This window comes from Pseudomonas sp. R3-18-08, from assembly GCF_003852065.1.
Classification (GTDB): Bacteria; Pseudomonadota; Gammaproteobacteria; order Pseudomonadales; family Pseudomonadaceae; genus Aquipseudomonas.
Genome location: NZ_CP027729.1, coordinates 3,271,515 through 3,291,005, shown reverse-complemented (window position 1 = coordinate 3,291,005; position 19,491 = coordinate 3,271,515). Strand labels below are relative to the sequence as shown.

Annotated in this window: 18 protein-coding genes; 9 read left to right on the top strand and 9 right to left on the bottom strand. The window is 62.0% G+C overall.

Annotated elements, in window-relative coordinates; genetic code table 11:
- Positions 1-10: 10 nt before the first annotated feature.
- From C4J92_RS15000 to xth, 4 genes are all read left to right on the top strand, one after another.
- Entirely contained in the window at positions 11-604 is a 594-nt protein-coding gene (locus tag C4J92_RS15000; RefSeq protein WP_124404421.1) for a cysteine dioxygenase, read from the top strand.
- A gap of 57 nt (positions 605-661) precedes the next feature.
- Positions 662-3,385, top strand: coding sequence for a cystathionine beta-lyase (metC, locus tag C4J92_RS14995; RefSeq protein ID WP_124404420.1), 2,724 nt, complete (start codon positions 662-664; stop codon positions 3,383-3,385).
- Positions 3,386-3,491: 106 nt separating this feature from the next.
- Positions 3,492-5,216, top strand: a complete 1,725-nt coding sequence (ggt, locus tag C4J92_RS14990) for a gamma-glutamyltransferase (RefSeq protein ID WP_124404419.1) — start codon at positions 3,492-3,494, stop codon at positions 5,214-5,216.
- Between the two features lie 76 nt (positions 5,217-5,292).
- Entirely contained in the window at positions 5,293-6,087 is a 795-nt protein-coding gene (xth, locus tag C4J92_RS14985) for an exodeoxyribonuclease III (RefSeq protein WP_124404418.1), read from the top strand.
- On the opposite strand, the gene C4J92_RS14980 is transcribed toward xth, so the two are convergent.
- Together C4J92_RS14980 and pnuC are read right to left on the bottom strand one after the other, a co-directional pair.
- A complete protein-coding gene (locus C4J92_RS14980; RefSeq protein WP_124405812.1) occupies positions 6,084-6,620 on the bottom strand; it encodes an AAA family ATPase in 537 nt (178 codons plus the stop codon). The two genes, xth and C4J92_RS14980, sit on opposite strands and share 4 nt — an antisense overlap.
- Positions 6,617-7,180: a nicotinamide riboside transporter PnuC gene (pnuC, locus tag C4J92_RS14975; protein WP_124404417.1), complete on the bottom strand. Its 564-nt coding sequence runs from the start codon at positions 7,178-7,180 to the stop codon at positions 6,617-6,619. The genes C4J92_RS14980 and pnuC overlap by 4 nt, the downstream gene beginning before the upstream one ends.
- A gap of 197 nt (positions 7,181-7,377) precedes the next feature.
- On the opposite strand from pnuC, the gene C4J92_RS14970 reads away from it, so the two are divergent.
- Positions 7,378-9,633 (top strand): Orn/Lys/Arg decarboxylase N-terminal domain-containing protein, encoded by a 2,256-nt coding sequence (locus tag C4J92_RS14970; protein ID WP_124404416.1) that lies wholly within the window; start codon positions 7,378-7,380, stop codon positions 9,631-9,633.
- Positions 9,634-9,641: 8 nt separating this feature from the next.
- Complete coding sequence (locus C4J92_RS14965) at positions 9,642-10,223, top strand: GNAT family N-acetyltransferase (RefSeq protein ID WP_124404415.1); 582 nt, start codon at positions 9,642-9,644, stop codon at positions 10,221-10,223.
- 25 nt (positions 10,224-10,248) lie between these two features.
- Here the strand turns inward: C4J92_RS14965 and C4J92_RS14960 are convergent, their stop codons facing one another.
- Positions 10,249-11,157 (bottom strand): LysR substrate-binding domain-containing protein, encoded by a 909-nt coding sequence (locus C4J92_RS14960; RefSeq protein ID WP_124404414.1) that lies wholly within the window; start codon positions 11,155-11,157, stop codon positions 10,249-10,251.
- Between the two features lie 183 nt (positions 11,158-11,340).
- On the opposite strand from C4J92_RS14960, the gene C4J92_RS14955 reads away from it, so the two are divergent.
- Positions 11,341-11,679, top strand: coding sequence for a hypothetical protein (locus C4J92_RS14955; protein ID WP_124404413.1), 339 nt, complete (start codon positions 11,341-11,343; stop codon positions 11,677-11,679).
- A 49-nt stretch (positions 11,680-11,728) separates the two neighbouring features.
- On the opposite strand, the gene C4J92_RS14950 is transcribed toward C4J92_RS14955, so the two are convergent.
- On the bottom strand, positions 11,729-11,965 hold the full coding sequence (locus C4J92_RS14950) for a hypothetical protein (protein WP_124370935.1): 237 nt from the start codon (positions 11,963-11,965) through the stop codon (positions 11,729-11,731).
- A gap of 225 nt (positions 11,966-12,190) precedes the next feature.
- Between C4J92_RS14950 and C4J92_RS14945 the strand changes: the two genes are divergently transcribed.
- Positions 12,191-12,748 (top strand): NADPH-dependent FMN reductase, encoded by a 558-nt coding sequence (locus C4J92_RS14945; protein WP_124404412.1) that lies wholly within the window; start codon positions 12,191-12,193, stop codon positions 12,746-12,748.
- Positions 12,749-12,799: 51 nt separating this feature from the next.
- On the opposite strand, the gene poxB is transcribed toward C4J92_RS14945, so the two are convergent.
- Complete coding sequence (poxB, locus tag C4J92_RS14940; protein WP_124363125.1) at positions 12,800-14,524, bottom strand: ubiquinone-dependent pyruvate dehydrogenase; 1,725 nt, start codon at positions 14,522-14,524, stop codon at positions 12,800-12,802.
- A 77-nt stretch (positions 14,525-14,601) separates the two neighbouring features.
- Positions 14,602-15,834 carry an NADH:flavin oxidoreductase/NADH oxidase family protein gene (locus C4J92_RS14935; RefSeq protein WP_124363124.1) on the bottom strand — a complete coding sequence of 411 codons (1,233 nt, stop codon included), beginning with the start codon at positions 15,832-15,834 and terminating at the stop codon, positions 14,602-14,604.
- Between the two features lie 71 nt (positions 15,835-15,905).
- Here C4J92_RS14935 and C4J92_RS14930 point away from each other — a divergent pair, with 71 nt between their 5' ends.
- Positions 15,906-16,310: a MerR family transcriptional regulator gene (locus C4J92_RS14930; RefSeq protein ID WP_124404411.1), complete on the top strand. Its 405-nt coding sequence runs from the start codon at positions 15,906-15,908 to the stop codon at positions 16,308-16,310.
- A gap of 296 nt (positions 16,311-16,606) precedes the next feature.
- On the opposite strand, the gene C4J92_RS14925 is transcribed toward C4J92_RS14930, so the two are convergent.
- The 3 genes from C4J92_RS14925 to C4J92_RS14915 form a co-directional block, all read right to left on the bottom strand.
- Complete coding sequence (locus C4J92_RS14925; RefSeq protein ID WP_124370931.1) at positions 16,607-17,101, bottom strand: DUF934 domain-containing protein; 495 nt, start codon at positions 17,099-17,101, stop codon at positions 16,607-16,609.
- Positions 17,085-18,743, bottom strand: coding sequence for a nitrite/sulfite reductase (locus C4J92_RS14920; RefSeq protein WP_124404410.1), 1,659 nt, complete (start codon positions 18,741-18,743; stop codon positions 17,085-17,087). The genes C4J92_RS14925 and C4J92_RS14920 overlap by 17 nt, the downstream gene beginning before the upstream one ends.
- Before the next feature lie 388 nt (positions 18,744-19,131).
- Positions 19,132-19,347, bottom strand: a complete 216-nt coding sequence (locus tag C4J92_RS14915) for a DUF2970 domain-containing protein (protein WP_124367274.1) — start codon at positions 19,345-19,347, stop codon at positions 19,132-19,134.
- Between the last annotated feature and the right edge of the window lie 144 nt (positions 19,348-19,491).

The window sequence follows — 19,491 nt, the reverse complement described above, 5'->3', positions numbered from 1 at the left end:
GAAATTCGTCATGAGTACCGAAAACCGTGCCGCCGTCATCAAAGCGTTTTTGCAACAGGTCCGTGTGATCAACCAGCGTGGCGTAGACCGCGCAGCGCTGGTGCAGATCGTTGGCCTGCTGGAACGCCTGGCCGAACGTCGCGACCTGTTCAACTTCGACCAATTCCCCGCACCGGTGCCGGGGCAGGGCAGCACGGCGTTCCGTTATCGCCTCAACGATGACGGCGACACCCCGACGCTGTACCTCAACTCGCTGTTGCCGGGCAAAAGCACGATCCCGCACAACCACGAGACGTGGGCGATCATCACCGCGATTGAAGGCCAGGAAATCAACTACGTCTATAGGCGCAGCGACGCGGGCCGCGAACCGGGCTTCACCACCCTGACCCTGGAACAGGAAGTGATCGTGCAGCCAGGCACCTCGATCTCGTTCCTCGGCGAAGACCTGCACGGCATAAAGGTTGAAGGCGAACAGGCGACGTTGCATTTCCACCTCTACGGCCTGCCCTTGGAATCGTTGAACGGCCGTTACGGCGTGGAAGCGGACGGCCGCATCCTCAACTACAACGCCTCGCAGATGGCACCGTCGATTCGCGCCTACTGATCGTTCCCCTGTGGGAGGGGCGTCGCAGTCACTTTTCTTTTAATTGTTGGGACTTCCATGAGCCAGACCATCACCCCGCATCAACTGCAGCAGTGGCTGTTCGACGGGCAGGAAATTGCGGTATTCGACGTGCGCGAACTCGGGCAATACGGCGAGGCCCACCTGTTTCACGGGGTGAACCTGCCCTATAGCCGCCTGGAGCTGGAAGTACGCCGCCTGGCGCCCAACCCCCAGGTGCGCCTGGTGATCTACGACCAGGACGGCGGTGAGGTCGCGGCAGCCGTGGCCACGCGGTTGCAGGCGCTGGGCTACAGCCGTGTGAATGTGCTGGAGCGCGGGGCGGACGGCTGGCAGGCGGCGGGCTTGCAGTTGTTTGCCGGGGTGCATGTACCGTCCAAGGCCTTCGGCGAATTGGTCGAAGCGGCCAGCCATACGCCCCACATCACCGCGCGGCAATTGGCCGAGTGGCAGGCGCGGGGCGAACCGCTGGTGCTGCTGGACGGGCGACCGTTCGAGGAGTACCGCAAGATGACGATTCCCGGTTCCATCTGCTGCCCCAACGGCGAGCTGGGCTATCGCGTGCATGACCTGGTGCCGGACGACACCACCCCCATCGTCATTAACTGCGCCGGTCGCACCCGCAGCATTATCGGCGCGCAGACCCTGATCAACCTCGGCTTGAAGAATCCGATCTACGCCCTGGAAAACGGCACCCAGGGCTGGCACCTGGAAGACTTGCCGCTGGAGCACGGCAGCACGCGACGCTATGCCGATCCCGCCAGCCCGCAGCTGGATCGCCAGCGCCAGGCCGCATGGCAGCTGGCTGAGCGGGCAGGTGTGGAACAGGTTTCGGCGGATCAGGTGCGCCAGTGGGCCGACGACAGCCAGCGCAGCCTGTTCCTGTGTGATGTGCGTACCTTCGAAGAATTCGCCGCCGGCAGCCTGCCGGGTGCGCAACATACCCCGGGCGGGCAGTTGATCCAGGCCACCGACCTCTACATCGGCGTGCGTCAGGCGCGGGTGGTCGTGCTGGACAGCGAGGACGTACGCGCGCCGATCGTCGCCAGTTGGCTGCGCCAGATGGGGCATCAAGCCTACGTGTTGAGCGGCGGCATCGACAGTGGCCTGGCGTTGCCGACAGTGCAGCCGGTGGCGTACGAACCGCTGCCGTTGATCAGCGCCGCAGCCCTGGCGCTGGAATTGAACGAGGTGGACCTGGTCGACCTGCGCCCCAGCATGGCGTATCGCAAGGGGCATATCGCCGGCTCGCGCTGGTCGATTCGTCCGCGACTCACGGCGGGGCATCGGCCCCAGGTGCTGGTGGCGGACGATCCCGCATTGGCGGCCTTTGCCGCGCAGGGGCGCGCGGTACGCCTGCTCGAGGGTGGTTTCGCGGCCTGGGTCGCGGCCGGCCTGCCGGTGGATGCAGACCCGCACTCGCCGCCCGACGCGCAGTGCATCGACTTTCTGTTCTTCACCCATGACCGTCACAGCGGTAACAAGGACGCGGCGCGCCAGTACCTGGCCTGGGAAATCGGCCTGCTGGCGCAGATGAGCGCGGCGGAGATCGCCAGCCTCAAGCCGTTGGCGCCGGTGTCGCGGGTGCGTACGCGGTTGATTCACGCCGCTCGGACTGAAAGGGGCCACGGCGGCCGCGCGGTCAATGTGCCGATCACGCGCCTGAGTACGGTGCTGTTCGACAACCTGGCGCAGATGCGCGACGCCCGGGCCCGGCGGGACAGCGAGCGGGTGCTGAGTTACGGCGCGCGGGGCAACCCGACGGCCCATGCCCTGGAAGACCTGGTCACCGAGCTGGAAGGCGGCTATCGCACCCGGCTGTATGGCACCGGCCTGGCAGCGGCGGCCCAGGTGTTTCTGGCCTACCTGCGCCCCGGCGACCATGTGTTGATCACCGACGCGGTGTATTCACCGGTGCGCAAGCTGGCCCGTGAATTTCTCCAGCCGTTCGGCATTGAGGTGAGCTATTTTCCCGCCGATGGCCAGGGCCTGGAACACCAGCTGCAGGCCAACACCCGGCTGGTCTACGCCGAAGTGCCGGGTTCGCTGTTGTATGAGCTGTGCGATCTGCCGGCGATTGCCGCGCTGTGCAAGCCACGCGGGATTCTGCTGGCGGTCGACAATACCTGGGGCTCGGGCTACCTGTACCGGCCCCTGGCACTTGGCGCGGATATTTCCATCATGGCCCTGACCAAATACCTCGGCGGCCACAGCGACGTGATGATGGGCAGCGTGTGCACCACCGCCGCCGCCTGGCCGGCGCTGGGCAGGATGAGCGATACCTTCGGCAATGCGGTGAGCGCCGACGATGCCTACCTGATCCTGCGCGGCGCGCGCACCCTGGCGTCGCGCCTGGATGTGCATGAACGCCAGGCCTTGCACATTGCCCAGTGGTTGCAGGCGCAACCGCAGGTCAAGCGGGTGTTCCATCCGGCGCTCCCCACCCATCCTGGGCACGCCTTGTGGCGCCGGGACTTCACCGGCAATAACGGCTTGTTATCGTTTGAGCTGGCGAAGGCTGACATCGGCTACCTCGAACGTTTTATCGATGGCTTGCAGCTGTTTGGCCTGGGCGCCTCGTGGGGCGGCTATGAAAGCCTGGTCACCGTGGCCGACACCCAGGACCGCGACAGTGCCACCGACCGTGGGTTGAACCCGGTGGTGCGGCTGCATATCGGCTTGGAAGATGTCGCGGCATTGCTTGAAGATCTGCAGCGCGGCTTTGCACGGGCCGGTGAACGGCTTGAAGGCTCACCGGCTTGACGTGCGTTCCATCACCGACAGCTTCTGTAACAAAAACGCCATCGCGCTGGGGATTGAATAAGGGAAGGGCTATTTTGGTGCATCTCAATAAATAGAGTAGCCATGGATGAAATACCAACCCTTCAGCCGCACCGTGATTGCCACTGCCCTGGTGTTGACGGTCAGTGGCGTGCACGCCGCTTCCCAGGCCCCGGTGGCCGGTGAAAATGGCATGGTGGTCACCGCCCAGCATCTGGCCACTCAGGTCGGCGTGGAGGTGCTCAAGGCCGGCGGTAACGCGGTGGATGCGGCGGTGGCCGTGGGTTATGCGCTGGCGGTGGTGTACCCGGCGGCGGGCAACCTGGGCGGCGGCGGTTTCATGACCGTGCAGCTGGCGGACGGGCGCAAGACCTTTCTCGACTTTCGCGAAAAAGCCCCGCTGGCGGCCACGGCCGATATGTACCTGGACAAAGACGGCAATGTCGTCGAAGGCCTGAGCGCCAAGGGCCACCTGGCCGTCGGTGTACCTGGCACTGTCTCGGGCATGGAGTTGGCGCTGAGCAAGTACGGCACCCTCAAGCGCGCCCAGGTGATCGCGCCGGCGATCAAACTGGCGGAGAACGGCTTTGCCCTGGAGCAGGGCGATGTCGACCTGCTGCACACCGCCACCGCCGAGTTCGAGAAAGACCAGGACCTGCGCGGGATCTTCCTGCATAACGGCCAACCGATGCAGGTCGGTCAAAAACTGGTGCAGAAGGACCTGGCCAGGACCCTCAAGGAAATTTCCGCCAAGGGCAGCGATGGCTTCTACAAAGGCTGGGTCGCCAAGGCAGTGGTGGATTCCAGCCAGGCCGGCAAGGGCCTGATCACCCAGGCTGACCTGGATACCTACAAGACTCGCGAATTGGCGCCTATCGAGTGCGATTATCGTGGCTACCATGTGGTCTCGGCGCCGCCGCCGAGCTCCGGCGGCGTGGTGATCTGCCAGATCATGAACATCCTCGAAGGCTACCCGATGGCAGACCTGGGGTACCACTCGGCGCAGGGCTTGCACTACCAGATCGAAGCGATGCGCCACGCCTATGTAGACCGCAACAGCTACCTCGGCGACCCGGATTTCGTGAAGAACCCGATTGCGCATCTGCTGGATAAAAATTACGCGGCGAAACTGCGCGACGCGATCGAGCCACACAAGGCCGGGGACTCCCAGGCGATCAAGCCGGGCGTGTCGCCCCATGAAGGCAACAACACCACTCACTATTCCATCGTCGACACTTGGGGCAACGCCGTTTCCGTCACCTACACCCTCAATGACTGGTTTGGCGCGGGCGTGATGGCGAGCAAGACCGGGGTGATCCTCAACGATGAAATGGACGACTTCACCGTCAAGGTCGGCGTGCCGAACATGTACGGCCTGGTCCAGGGTGAAGCCAACGCCATTGCGCCGGGCAAGGCGCCGCTGTCGTCGATGAGCCCGACTATCGTGACCAAGGATGGCAAGACGGTGATGGTGGTGGGCACGCCAGGCGGCAGCCGCATTATTACCGCGACCTTGCTGACCATCCTCAATGTCATCGACTATAAGATGAACATCCAGGAGGCCGTGGATGCGCCGCGCTTCCACCAGCAGTGGATGCCGCAGACCACCAACCTTGAAACCTTCGCGGTCAGCCCGGACACCCAGAAGATCCTCGAGAGCTGGGGGCATAAATTCGCCGGTCCCCAGGACGCCAACCACCTGGCAGCGATCCTGGTGGGCGCGCCGGCGCTGGGTGGCAAGCCGGTGGGCAACAACCGCTTCTATGGCGCGAATGACCCGCGTCGCAACACCGGCCTGTCGTTGGGTTACTGACGCCGACTCGCTCGCGCATGGAACATCTGCGGCATTTCGGGGCTCTATCCCAAGAGCCCCGAAAGGACCCCACCCCATGAAAGCGCTGAAAATCGCCACCTTCAACATCAACGGTATTCGTGCCCGTCTGCCCAACCTGCTGCAATGGCTGGACCGCGAGCAGCCGGACATCGTCTGCCTGCAAGAACTCAAGGCGCCGGAAAGCCTGTTTCCCTATGCTGATTTCGAAGCGGCTGGCTACGGCGCGATCTGCCTGGGCCAGGCCTCATGGAACGGTGTGGCGATTCTGGCCAAGGACGCGCAGCCGCTGGAAAGCCGGCGGGGCCTGCCCGGTGACGAGGGCGACCAGCAAAGCCGCTATATCGAGGCGGCCGTGCACGGCGTGTTGGTCGGCTGTTTGTACCTGCCCAACGGCAACCCGCAACCCGGGCCTAAATTCGACTACAAGCTGGCCTGGTTCGAACGCCTGATCGACTATGCCCAGGCGTTGCAAGCCAGTGATCACCCGGTGGTGCTGGCCGGGGATTTCAATGTGGTGCCCACTGACCTGGATATCTATAACCCGCGCTCCTGGCTCAAGGATGCGCTGTTGCAACCCGAGAGCCGCGCCTGCTATCAACGCCTGCTTGACCAGGGCTGGACCGACTCAGTGCGTCATTTGTACCCCGAAGAGCGGGTGTATACGTTCTGGGACTATTTCCGCCAGCACTGGCAGAAAAATTCCGGCCTGCGCATCGACCACCTGTTGCTCAACCCGGCGCTCAAGCCCTACCTCAAGGACGCGGGCGTCGATGCCTGGGTGCGTAACGAGGCGCATGCCAGCGACCACGCGCCGACCTGGATTCAGCTCGGCACGCGCAAAAAGCGTTAACCGACCGTTATCGCCCCGAGCAAGCGCTCGACCGCGGCAAACGCGGCGTTCCGGCGCGCTTGCCAGTCTCCCCGGATCACCACCACAGGCTGGTGGTGCGCGTGCAGCCAGTCCAGGCCGGCCTGGAAGAACGCTCGGCGGTCGGCCAGGTCGGGTTGGCAGCGCTGGCCGTCGGCGCTCCATTCCACGTCTTCGGGCGACAACAGCAGATGCAGGTCGTAGTGACGGGCCAGCAGTTCGCTGTCGAGCCAGCTGGGGCAGTCGCCGAACAGGGTCTGGCTCCAGAGTGTGTTGGTCAGCAGGTGGGTGTCGAGGATCAGCAAATCAGGCTGTGCTGCGCGGGCAGCGTCTTCCCAGGCCAACTGGCCCTGGGCGATCGCCGGGATATCCGCCAGGCAGGTATCGCGCTGGTGATGGTCGATGAAATAACGCACGTATTCACCCACCATCAGCCCGCCGAAGTGCGCGTGCAGCTCAGCCGCCAGCCAACTTTTGCCGCTGGATTCAGGGCCCGCCAGCACCACCACTTTCATGCGTGCAACGCCGGGTCGGCGCGCCATTCACGCCAGCCCTGCACGGCGATTACGGTGAACAGCGCGTAGAGCGCGGCGGTGAGGTAGAGACCTTTGTAGAGGAATAGCCCGACGAAAATCACATCCACCACGATCCACAGCGGCCAGCACTGCACGCGTTTTTGCGCCATCCACAACTGCGCTACCAGGCTGAAACCCGTCAGGGCCGCGTCGAGCCAGGGTTGGGCGGCGTCGGTCCAGTGGGCCATGGCGGCGCCGAGCAACAGGCTGAACACCGCGCCGACGGCCAGGGCAGTCAAGATGGCCGGCCAGCCCAGGCTGCTGACCTGACGGCCTTGCTTGACCGCGCCGGCACGGGTCCATTGCCACCAGCCGTAGACTTGCAGCACGGCGTAGACCCCCTGCAGCAGCATGTCGGAATACAGCTTCACGTCAAAGAACACCCAGGTGTAGAGCAACACCATCACCAGGCCGATAGGCCAGCACCAGGGGTTTTGCTTGACCGTCAGCCACACAGCGATCACCCCCAGGACGGCGGCGAACAGTTCAAGCCCGGACATGGCGGTTCCTTGGGAGAGTGGAAGAGGGCGCTGATTGTACCTACAGGTCATCCATCCTCAAACAGCAGAGGGCAAATGTGGCAATGGGCGGCAACCCCTCTCCCCCAATTGATCTTCATTGTCTGTGAAAATCTTCATTCGCCACTTTCGCTTCCAGCTTCTACCCTGAGTGCAAGCCCTCAGGAGTAGGAGCGCCCATGTACAAAGACCTGAAGTTTCCCGTCCTTATCGTGCACCGCGACATCAAGGCCGACACCGTTGCCGGTGATCGGGTTCGAGGCATCGCCAGGGAGTTGGAGCAGGAGGGCTTCAGTATCTTTTCCGCCGTGGACTACGCCGAAGGGCGACTGGTGGCGGCTACCCACCACGGCCTTGCCTGCATGCTGATCGCCGCCGAGGGCGCCGGGGAAAATACCCATTTGCTGCAAAACATGGTCGAGCTGATCCGCCTGGCGCGGGTGAGGGCGCCCAACCTGCCGATCTTCGCGCTGGGCGAGCAAGTCACCCTGGAAAACGCCCCGGCGGATGCCATGAGCGAACTCAACCAGTTGCGCGGCATCCTGTATCTGTTCGAAGACACCGTACCGTTTCTCGCGCGCCAGGTCGCGCGTGCGGCGCGCGCCTACCTCGATGGTTTGTTGCCGCCGTTCTTCAAGGCCCTGGTGCAACACACCGCCGACTCCAATTACTCCTGGCACACCCCCGGCCACGGCGGTGGCGTGGCGTATCGCAAAAGCCCGGTGGGGCAGGCGTTTCATCAGTTCTTCGGGGAAAATACGTTACGTTCGGACTTGTCTGTCTCGGTCCCCGAGCTGGGTTCGCTGCTCGATCACACCGGGCCGCTGGCGGAAGCCGAAGCCCGCGCGGCGCGCAATTTTGGCGCTGACCACACGTTTTTCGTGATCAACGGCACCTCTACCGCCAACAAGATCGTCTGGCACTCGATGGTCGGTCGTGATGACCTGGTCCTGGTCGACCGCAATTGCCACAAGTCGGTACTGCATTCGATCATCATGACCGGCGCGATCCCCTTGTACCTGTGCCCGGAGCGCAACGAGCTGGGGATCATCGGCCCCATCCCCTTGAGCGAATTCAGCGCCGACTCGATCCGCGCCAAGATCGACGCCAGCCCGCTGACCCATGGACGCCCGGCGAAGGTAAAGCTGGCGGTGGTCACCAATTCCACCTACGACGGCCTGTGCTACAACGCCGAGCTGATCAAGCAGCAACTGGGTAACAGCGTCGAGGTGCTGCACTTCGATGAGGCCTGGTATGCCTACGCGGCGTTCCACGAGTTTTTCGCCGGGCGCTACGGCATGGGTACCTCGCGCACGCCGGACAGCCCGCTGGTGTTTACCACGCACTCTACCCACAAGCTGCTGGCGGCCTTCAGCCAGGCATCGATGATTCACGTACAGGACGGCGGAGCGCGGCAACTGGACCGTGACCGCTTCAACGAAGCGTTCATGATGCATATTTCCACCTCGCCGCAATACAGCATCATCGCCTCCCTGGACGTGGCGTCGGCGATGATGGAAGGCCCGGCGGGTCGCTCGCTGTTGCAGGAAATGTTCGATGAGGCCCTGAGTTTCCGCCGTGCGCTGGCCAACCTGCGTCAGCATATCGCCGCTGATGACTGGTGGTTTTCGATCTGGCAGCCGCCCTCGGTGGCCGGCATCGACCGGGTCGTCACTGCGGACTGGCTGCTGCACCCTCAGGATGACTGGCATGGTTTTGGCGACGTGGCTGAAGATTATGTGCTGCTGGACCCGATCAAAGTCACCCTGGTAATGCCCGGCCTCACCGCCGGCGGCGCCTTGAGCGATCGCGGGATTCCCGCCGCCGTGGTCAGCAAGTTTCTCTGGGAGCGCGGCCTGGTGGTGGAAAAGACCGGGCTGTATTCTTTCCTCGTGCTGTTTTCCATGGGCATCACCAAAGGCAAATGGAGTACCTTGCTCACCGAGTTGCTGGAATTCAAACGCAGCTATGATGCCAATACCAGCCTGGCCAGTTGCCTGCCCTCGGTATATGCCCAGGGGCCGATACGTTATCAGGGCTTGGGGTTGCGCGACCTGTGCGACCAGTTGCACAGTTGTTATCGCAGCAACGCGACGGCCAGGCATCTGAAGCGCATGTATACGGTGTTGCCGGAGATTGCGATGAAGCCGGCCGATGCCTACGACCAGTTGGTCAGGGGCGAAGTGGAAGCGGTATCCATCGACGCCTTGCCAGGACGCATCGCAGCCGTGATGCTGGTGCCGTATCCGCCGGGTATCCCGCTGATCATGCCGGGCGAGCGCTTTACCGAGTCAACCCGTTCGATCATCGACTATCTGGCGTTTGCCCGGACGTTCGATAGCAGTTTTCCCGGTTTTGTCGCCGATGTGCATGGGTTGCAACACGAAGATGACGGCAGTGGTCGTTGTTACACCGTCGATTGCATCAAAGGTTAAGGAACGTTATGCAAGCTGTCATGAACCCGAAGTATCCAGGGCTCAGTGTGCGAGTCGCCGACGAAGGCTTCGACGCTTATGTATGGGGCAATGACTTCAGTTTTGAGGTCGGCGCCTATGGTGTGCCGCAGATGGGCAAGCGGGTCGATCAATGGCCGGTGGAGCGCATCCTGCCGTACCGCAAGTGTTACGGCATCGACCCTGAAGAATTCGCCAGCTTTCGCAATGCGGCCGACAGCGCGGTCTTCATGGCCTATCTGGATGATCGCGCGGTGGGCCACGTCGTGATCAGTACCAACTGGAACGGTTTTGCCCATGTCGACGAGTTGGCGGTGGCGCTGCCTGCGCGGCGTCACGGTGTCGCCAAGGCGCTGTTGGACGTGGCGCAGTTCTGGGCACGCAAGAAGAACCTGCCGGGCATGATGCTGGAAACCCAGAACAACAACCTCGGTGCCTGTCGCCTGTATGAACGTAGCGGGTACGTGATGGGGGGTATCGATCAACTGCGCTATCGCGGCATCGACCCGCAAACCCGCGAAGTGGCGATTTTCTGGTATCGGCTGTTCAAGAGCGAAGTCGAATCGATCTGAGACGGTGTAGCACGTCAGCTCGCGTCTACAGGGGCTTGGTATCGTTGGACAGCAGGTTCTCGGCCTTTTGCATGACGATCTCCAGCAGTGCATTCAGGGCCGGTGAAGCGGCCCCGTCCTGCAGGGCCAATGCATACAGGTTGACGCTGATCGGGGGTGATATCGGGCACACATCCAGCCCCGCGTCCCGCGCACCAAAGGCGGTGAACGGGTCGACCACCGCCAGGCCTTCTCCCGCCTCGACCATGCTGCGCATCATCTGGTACGTCTGTACCCGCGTCTGCACCACGGGCAGCGGGCGCAGGGCTTGCAGCTTGGCGTCCAGCAGACGACTCAGCGGGTCGTGGCCTTCCAAACCAATCATCGACTGTCCCGCCAGATCCTGCAGCGCAATGTACTTCTGCTTGGGTTTCAGCCAGCCATGGGGGGCGAGCAATTGGAGTTTGCCTTGGGCCAGCACGCGACTCTGAATGTGTGGGTGTTCCGGGTCATGCAGGCTCAGGCCCACATCGGTCTCATGCAGCAACAGGCGCCTGACGATCTCCCGGGTCGGCTGGCTCGACAGGTCGCACGGCGTATCCTGGAACCGTCGGCGCAGCAGGGCGATGCTCTGGGGCAGTAATTGGTTGGCCAGCGGCGGGGTGCACAGCACGCGCAAGGTCGGCGCGTGATGGTGTTTCAAGCGGCTGGCCAGGCGCTGTATTGGCTCAAGCGCGTCGTACAGGGGGGCGATTTGCGCTTGCAGTTCCAGGGTTTCGCGGGTGGCTTGCAGGCGCCCGCGAACACTGGCAAACAGCATGAAGCCCAGTTGCAGTTCGGCATCCTTGAGCGTGGCGTCTACCTCGCCCACGGAGAGTTGCAACCACTCGGCGGCCGTGCCGAGGTGTCCGGTCTGCAAGATGGCCTGAATCACTTCGATATGACGTAAACGCATGGCCGGAGTCTATGTGCAGTGGGGTGGGGATTCAATGGCGCAGGTCCCCGTGCGCAAAAAAGACTGCACGGGTCGCCCCTGCCTATGGCGTTAAGCCAGGACCTCACTAGAATGAGGCGTCTGATCAGCAACGACCAATGCCGGGTACCCGGTACTTACAACAAAAACAGGTCTGGTCTCAAAATGCCTCTACCCTCGACGCTTTTCGGGGTAACGGCCAAGCAACTCCTGGTCCTGGTGACCGTGGGGTGCCTGGCGGCTTACTTCTTCAATAATCACGATGAATACGCGCCGGAAAACCTCGCACTCGAAGCGTTTATCCGTTCCCAGGAACAGGTGGGCGAGCAGGTGGGCGCGGTGCTCGGTATGACGTTGATCAGGCAGGTGGAGGCGTATCCCGCTTACGATCGGTCGGGCTACAAGCGTTCGATGTATGCGGTGGAGGGGGAGAGGGGGCAGTTGCTGGTGACGCTCAAGCAAGGCGAGCAGGGCATTGAAGTAACGGAAATCCGCAGTCCGTAAGCATCCCCAGCCCAGTCGCCGGGACTGGGCAGGTGGACAGGGCGAAATCTTATGACACGCTGGTGGTTTTGGATTCGCGCACGATAATCGTGCCCGACTGGATCAATTTGAACTCATCACCTTCCAGTTTTTCTACACGGTCGCCAATGGCCAGCTTGTAGGAGGTGGTAGACGCCGAGCCAGCCAGGTCGCCGTGCGCCGGGTTGGATTCCTGGAACTCATGCACTGAATAGACGCGGCCTTCCGCGTCTCTGGCATGAAACTGTCCGACTAATACTGCTGCCATCTGTTTAGAACCTCTGGAGATAAACACTCGATTTGCGGTTCTGTAGACCGTCAGTGAGCGGGGTAGTTTACCTATAAGAAAAAAATACTATTCGTTTAAAGTTTCAGATGTTTCCTACGCGGGCGCGTGCGTGGCGACTTCTTGGCATTCGTAAAACACTCTGGTGCACGCGCCGCGAAGCCTTTATAACTACTCGCTCCTTTAGTCACACGTCGGGAAACCTCAATGAGCAAGGTCTACACGATTGCCGTCCTGGTTGGCAGCCTGAGAAAAGAGTCGATCAACCGCAAGGTCGCCCTGGCATTGGCCGAACTGGCCCCCGCCAACCTCAGGTTGAATATTGTCGAGATCGGCGATCTGCCGCTCTACAACGAGGACATTGAAGGTGCGGCAGCGCCGGAAGCCTACAGTACTTTCCGCAAACAGGTGAGTTCATCCGACGCAGTGCTGTTCGTGACCCCGGAATACAACCGTTCCGTGCCCGCGCCGTTGAAGAATGCCATTGACGTAGGCTCTCGCCCTTATGGGCAAAGCGCCTGGGGCGGCAAGCCAGGGGCGATCATCAGCGTGTCGCCGGGCGCCATGGGTGGCTTTGGGGCCAACCATCACCTGCGTCAGTCTTTGGTGTTTCTGGATGTGTGGTGCATGCAAACGCCGGAAGCCTACCTGGGCGGCGCGGGCAGTGTGTTCGACGAGGCGGGCAAGCTGTCGGAGAAGACCAGGCCGTTCCTGCAGGCATTTATCGATGCGTTCGGCCAGTGGGTCGAAAAACAAAAGGGCTGAATTGACAAGGCGTGCTGATGTGGGAGGGAGCAAGCTCCCTCCCACAGGGCATCATCGCAGCCAGTTGGTGCGTGCCAGCTCGATCACTTCATCGCCACGCCCGCTCATCACGGCCTTGAGCATATACAGGCTGAACCCCTTGGCCTGTTCCAGCTTGATGCTTGGCGGCATCACCAGCTCTTGAGTCGCGGTGACCACATCCACCAGCACCGGGCCGTCGTGGGCCAGGGCGCGGCGCAGGGCCGGTTCCAGGTCTTCGGATTGCTCCACACGGATCCCCAGGATGCCCATGGCGTTGGACATGGCCGCGAAGTCCGGGTTTTTCAGCTCGGTTCCTGTGTCCAGGTAGCCTGCGGCCTTCATCTCCATCGCGACGAAACCCAGTGACGCGTTATTGAACACGATCAGTTTCACTGGCAGGTTCAATTGCGCCAGAGAAATGAAATCCCCCATCAACATGGTGAAACCGCCGTCGCCAGACATCGAGATCACCTGGCGCCCAGGGAATGCCGCCTGTGCGCCGATGGCCTGGGGCATGGCGTTGGCCATCGAACCGTGGTTGAACGAGCCGATCAGCCGGCGCTTGCCGTTCATTTTCAAATAGCGCGCGGCCCATACGGTCGGTGAGCCGACATCGGCGGTGAAGATCGCGTCGTCATCGGCCAGCTCGCTGAGCAAACGTGCGACGTATTGAGGGTGGATCGGCCGATCCGCCTTGGACGGTTGCGCCAGGTCATCCAGACCCTGACGGGCTTTTTCGTAATGCTTCAACGAGGTTTCGAGAAAGCTGCGATCCGTCTTGCGGGTCAGGCGTGGCAGCAACGCATCGAGGGTTTCACTGACATCGGCGGCGATGCCCAGGTCCAGGGTCGTGCGTCGTCCCAGGGCCTGGGGGTCGCGGTCGACCTGAACGATCGTCGCGTCGGTCGGGTAGAACTGGCGGTAGGGGAAGTCGGTGCCGAGCATGATCAGGGTGTCGCAATCGAGCATGGCGTGGTAACCGGAGCTGAACCCGATCAGGCCGGTCATGCCGACGTCGAACGGGTTGTCCCACTCCACATGCTCCTTGCCGCGCAGCGCGTGCACCACCGGCGCGCCGAGGGCATCGGCCAGCGCGACCACTTGGTCATGGGCGCCGGCGCAACCGCTGCCGCACAGCAGGGTGACTTTTTCACTGCGTTGGAGGATCTCGCTCAGCCGCTGCAGATCGGCCTCTGCCGGCAAGGTGCGCGGTGCATGCAGTGCCGGCCAGGGCTTGAGCTTGTCCTCCACTTCCAGCAGCGAGACATCCCCGGGGATCACCACCACCGCCACGCCGCGATTGAGGATCGCCGAACGCATGGCGCGATGCAGCACCTGGGGCATCTGCTCGGGGTTGCTCACCAGTTCGATGAAATGGCTGCACTCCTTGAACAGCTCCTGGGGATGGGTTTCCTGGAAGTAGTTCAGGCCGATCTCCGAGGACGGAATTTGCGCGGCAATCGCCAGTACCGGCACATGGTTGCGATGGCAATCGAACAGCCCATTGATCAAGTGCAGGTTACCCGGCCCGCAACTGCCGGCGCACACCGTCAGCTCACCGGTGGCAGCGGCTTCGGCACCGGCGGCGAACGCGGCCACTTCTTCGTGGCGCACATGCATCCACTCGATGCTGTCCATGCTGCGCAAGGCGTCGGTGAGGCCATTGAGGCTGTCGCCGGTCAGGCCCCAGATGCGCTTGATACCCGCCTGTTCAAGGGTGGTTGCCAACTGCTGGGCCAGGTTGATTTTCGCCATGAAGAACTCCAATCGTCAGTGAGGTGAATAACTGCTGATCAGTAGAGGACAGTTCGATCACGGCGAATGCTCCGCCTCTAATGTGAAGATTGCGTCATGGCCGCGCGGTATTGGCGGGTGCGGCGGGCGAGGAACCATTGGTCACGCACCAGCGCCCACCAGGGAATGACGTTGAGGCTGGGCAGGCGGCCGCGGCTCAGGCGGCGCATCTGGTGGCGCACCACGGCCACCAGCGCAAGGGCCGCCAGTGTCTTGCGCTGCCAAGTGATCGGTTTGAGCTGCGGATTGAGCTCGCGACCGTCGCGCCAGTGTTTGATCAGTTGCGGTTCCAGGGTCAGGGCGGTGGCGATGCCGGCCATGGCGATGCCGCTGTCCAGTACGTGCTGCACGATGGCCAGGCGACGGATGCCGCCGGTGACCATTACCGGCATCCGGGCGATGGTTGCCAGGTCTTTGGCGAATTCCAGGAAGTAGGCTTCGCGGGCCAGTGTGCGGCCATCGCGAGCGTCGCCTTGCATTGCGGGTGCCTCGTAGCTGCCGCCGGATAATTCGAGCAAGTCGATCGGCAATGCGTTGAGCATCTCGACCACCGCACGCGCATCGGCCTCATCGAAGCCGCCGCGCTGGAAGTCGGCCGAATTGAGTTTGACCGCCACGCAAAATGCCGGGCTGACGCTGGCGCGCACGGCGCGGATCACTTCCAGCAGCAGGCGCGCGCGGTTTTCCAGTGGGCCGCCCCAACGGTCGGTGCGTTGGTTGGTCAAGGGCGACAGGAATTGGCTGAGCAAGTAGCCATGGGCGCCATGGACCTGCACACCGGTAAATCCTGCTTTCTCGGCCAGGCGGGCACTGGTGGCGAAGCGTTTGATTACGTCTTGAATGTCGTCTTCGGTCATGGCCCTGGGTTGGGCGAACAGCTTCGAAAAGCCGCCGAGGTCCAAGGCGATGGCCGAGGGTGCCAGCGCTTGCTGGCCCAGGTTGGCCATGGTCTGGCGTCCTGGGTGGCTGAGCTGCATCCAGAAGTGCACAGCCTTGCTCCGTGCCACATCGGCCCACTCGCGAAAGCTGTCCAGGTGCTGCTCGTCTTCCAGGGCAACACCGCCTGGGCCGGTGAGGGCACGGCGGTCGATCATGACGTTGCCGGTGAGCAGCAAGCCGGGTTCACCCTCGGCCCAGGTCGTGTACAGCTGCTTCAATTCACGGGAGGGCGCCTGATTGAAATCGGCCATGTTTTCTTCCATCGCCGCTTTGGCAATGCGGTTGGAAATAACCTGGCCGTTGGGCAGTTGCAAGGCTTCAAAGGGTGACATGGATTGACTCCTGAGCGGGGGAGGCCTCAGGCTAAGCTTAAAGTTAACTTTAATGTCAAGCGGGCGTTTTGATGAATATTGGTGAGCTGGCAAAACAGAGCGGGTTGGCGGCGTCGCGTATCCGCTTTTACGAGGCCGAAGGCTTGATCAGCCAGGTGGGACGCCAAGCCAATGGGTATCGGCGTTATGCACCCGAGGCGCTGCAGACGCTGCAATTGATCCAGAGCGCGCAACAGGCCGGGTTTACCCTGCAGGAGCTCAAGGCGTTGATGCCGGCGCCGGGGGAGCACAAGCGCGATGAGTTGATCGAGGCGTTGGAGCGCAAAGTGGCCCAGATCGAGGTGATGCAGGCGCAGTTGGCTCACAGCAGGGCGCAATTATTAGGCGTGATTGATGCGGTGCGAGCGCAGCCAGACGATGTGCCGTGCTCCATGGGGCAGAAGCAAGTGCTGGCGTCGATTAAACTGCAATCTTGAAGTCGCTGAATAGCCGATGTGGGAGGGGGCTTGCTCCCGATGGCGGTGTGTCAGTACCCCTGAGTTGGCTGACCCACCGCCATCGGGAGCGAGCCCCCTCCCACATGTTTTACCGTGTTCGCCTGGCTATATGTGGGTTGCTATCTATTCCGACGTTGTGCGCCCGCCGCAAAATCTGCCGGATGTACGCAGATCCAAATGTGGGAGGGGGCTTGCTCCCGATCGCGGTGTGTCAGTCCCACCTAAGCTGGCTGACCCACCGCAATCAGGAGCAAACCCCCTCCCACATTTTTTACTCAGCGGCGCCGGAATAGCGGTAGCGGCTCATCCGTTGCAGCCTGGTACGTCACCGAAAAGTCTTTAAGGCTTTCCAGCGCTTCGTACGGGTCTTTGTCGGGGCGCAAGGCGAAGGCATCGAAGCCGCAGCGGCGCAGGTAGAACAGTTGGTCGCGCAGCACGTCGCCAATCGCCCGCAGTTCGCCCTTGTAGCCATAGCGCTCACGCAGCAGGCGGGCGTTGGAGTAGTTGCGTCCGTCGGTGAAGGCCGGGAAGTTCAGGGCGATGACCTGGAAATGCTCCACGTCATCACCGATCTCTTCGGCTTCTTCATCGGCGTCCAGCCACACGCCCAGGCCGCCGTCGCGGGCCTTCAGGGCGTGGCCGTGTTCGCGCCACAGCGCCAATGGGACGATCAGGTCGTCGCAGTTGGAAATGCCGTCGAAGCTCGCATCCTTGGGCAGCAGGTGCCAGGTTTCGTCGACGACTTCGTTGTGCTTAATGATTCGCTGCATAGACGCGCTCCTTGAACAGGTCAATGCCGATGCGCTGGTAGGTGTCGATGAAACGCTCATCTTCGGTGCGCTGTTCGATGTACACGTCGATCAGCTTGCCGATCACCTCGGGCATGGCTTCCTGGGCGAAGGACGGGCCGAGGATCTTGCCCAGGCTCGCCTCGCGGCTGGCGCTGCCACCCAGGGACACTTGGTAGAATTCTTCGCCTTTCTTGTCCACGCCCAGGATGCCGATGTGGCCGACGTGGTGGTGGCCGCAGGCGTTCATGCACCCGGAGATGTTCAGGTCCAGCTCGCCGATGTCGAACAGGTAGTCCAGGTCATCGAAACGGCGCTGGATCGATTCGGCGATCGGGATCGACTTGGCGTTGGCCAGGGAGCAGAAGTCGCCGCCCGGGCAGCAGATAATGTCGGTCAACAGGCCGATGTTCGGCGTGGCAAAACCGCCTTCGCGCAGTTCGCCCCACAGGGTGAACAGTTGGCTCTGCTCGACGTCCGCGAGAATGATGTTCTGCTCGTGGGAGGTGCGCAGCTGGCCGAAGCTGTAGCGGTCGGCCAGGTCGGCGACGGCGTCCAGCTGCTTGTCGGTGATGTCGCCCGGTGCCACGCCGGTGGGTTTGAGCGACAGGGTCACCGCCACATAGCCCGGTTGTTTATGCGCCAGGGTATTGCGCGTGCGCCAGCGGGCGAAGCCCGGATGCTGCTGGTCGAATGCCGCGAGCTCGGCGTCCTGATTTGTCAGGGCCTTGTACTCGGGATCAACGAAGTGCTTGGCCACGCGCTGCACTTCGGCTTCGGTCAAGGTCGTCTGGCCGCCGCGCAGGTGTTCCATTTCGGCGTCGACTTTCTGCGCGAACACCTCAGGGGTCAGCGCCTTGACCAGGATCTTGATCCGGGCCTTGTACTTGTTGTCGCGGCGACCATAACGGTTGTAAACCCGCAGGATCGCGTCGAGGTAGCTCAGCAGGTCCTGCCACGGCAGGAACTCGTTGATAAAGGCGCCGACCACCGGGGTACGCCCCAGGCCGCCACCCACCAACACCCGGAAACCCAGCTCGCCGGCGGCGTTGTGCACCGGCTCCAGGCCGATGTCGTGGACTTCGATGGCGGCGCGGTCCGACGTCGAGCCATTGATGGCGATCTTGAACTTGCGCGGCAGGTAGGCAAATTCGGGATGGAAGGTGGTCCATTGACGCACGATTTCACACCAGGGACGCGGATCGATCACTTCATCGAAGGCGACGCCGGCGAATTGGTCGGTGGTCACGTTACGCAGGCAGTTACCGCTGGTCTGAATGGCGTGCATCTGCACGGTCGCCAGTTCAGCGAGGATGTCCGGCACGTCCTCCAGGGCCGGCCAGTTGAACTGCACGTTCTGGCGGGTACTGATGTGGGCGTAGCCTTTGTCGAAGTCGCGGGCGATCTTGGCCATCATGCGCGTCTGGCGCGAGGTCAGCTGGCCATAGGGCACAGCCACCCGCAGCATCGGCGCAAAGCGCTGAACATAAAGGCCATTTTGCAGGCGCAGAGGGCGGAACTCTTCTTCGCTCAGTTCACCTGCTAAGTAGCGTCGGGTCTGATCACGGAACTGCTTGACGCGGTCCTCGATGATGCGCTGGTCGTATTCGTCGTATACGTACATATAGGTCCTGTTCTCGGCAAATCTGCGCGCACGGCCGCGCACTCCCAACGGAGCCGGCGCACGATACCAGTTTGCGTTTATGCGCAAAAGTGATGTTTGAGTATATGCACATAACCAAAATGACTAATGGGAAGAGTTATTGCGATATCCACATTTGTCATAGGGGCAAGTCTGGTCTTTACTGGTGTCGAGTCTTAGGGCAATCACCTATAAAACCGACAAGAGGCGATGCGATGAGCAATTCGACAAAGATACGTAAACCCGACAGCACCGTGGATGCCTGGGCGATTCTGTTCCTGATCATCCTTGTGGTGGGCACCGCTGTGTTCTGGGTCAGCCACCAGTAAGTCATCCCTTCAGCTTGCAGTCCTTGCCGCCTCGGCCGGCTTCATACCCCGGCCAGGTGCAGCACCAGCTTGACAATGCCAAACAGCGTCAGCGCAAACACTGCCGTGAATACAATACCCATTATCACGAAGTGGCTCGGCTTGCCGTGAGTGAAGTCGCGGGCGCGGTTCTTGCCGCTTTGCACGCCAAAGGCGGCGGCCATGACGCTGTGGAGCATCTGCCAGAACGTGGGCGGTTTGTGCTGTGGGTCGTCCATGGATTCCTCGCAATGAGGTGCGACTGAGTGAGGTACGACAAAGCATAGCCGAGCCCCCGCGCCATGGCGGCTCATATAGCTAACTACCACCTACACGATTACCGGTGCTTACCCGTTTGGGTTGTAGACCGAAACGCCCGTGCA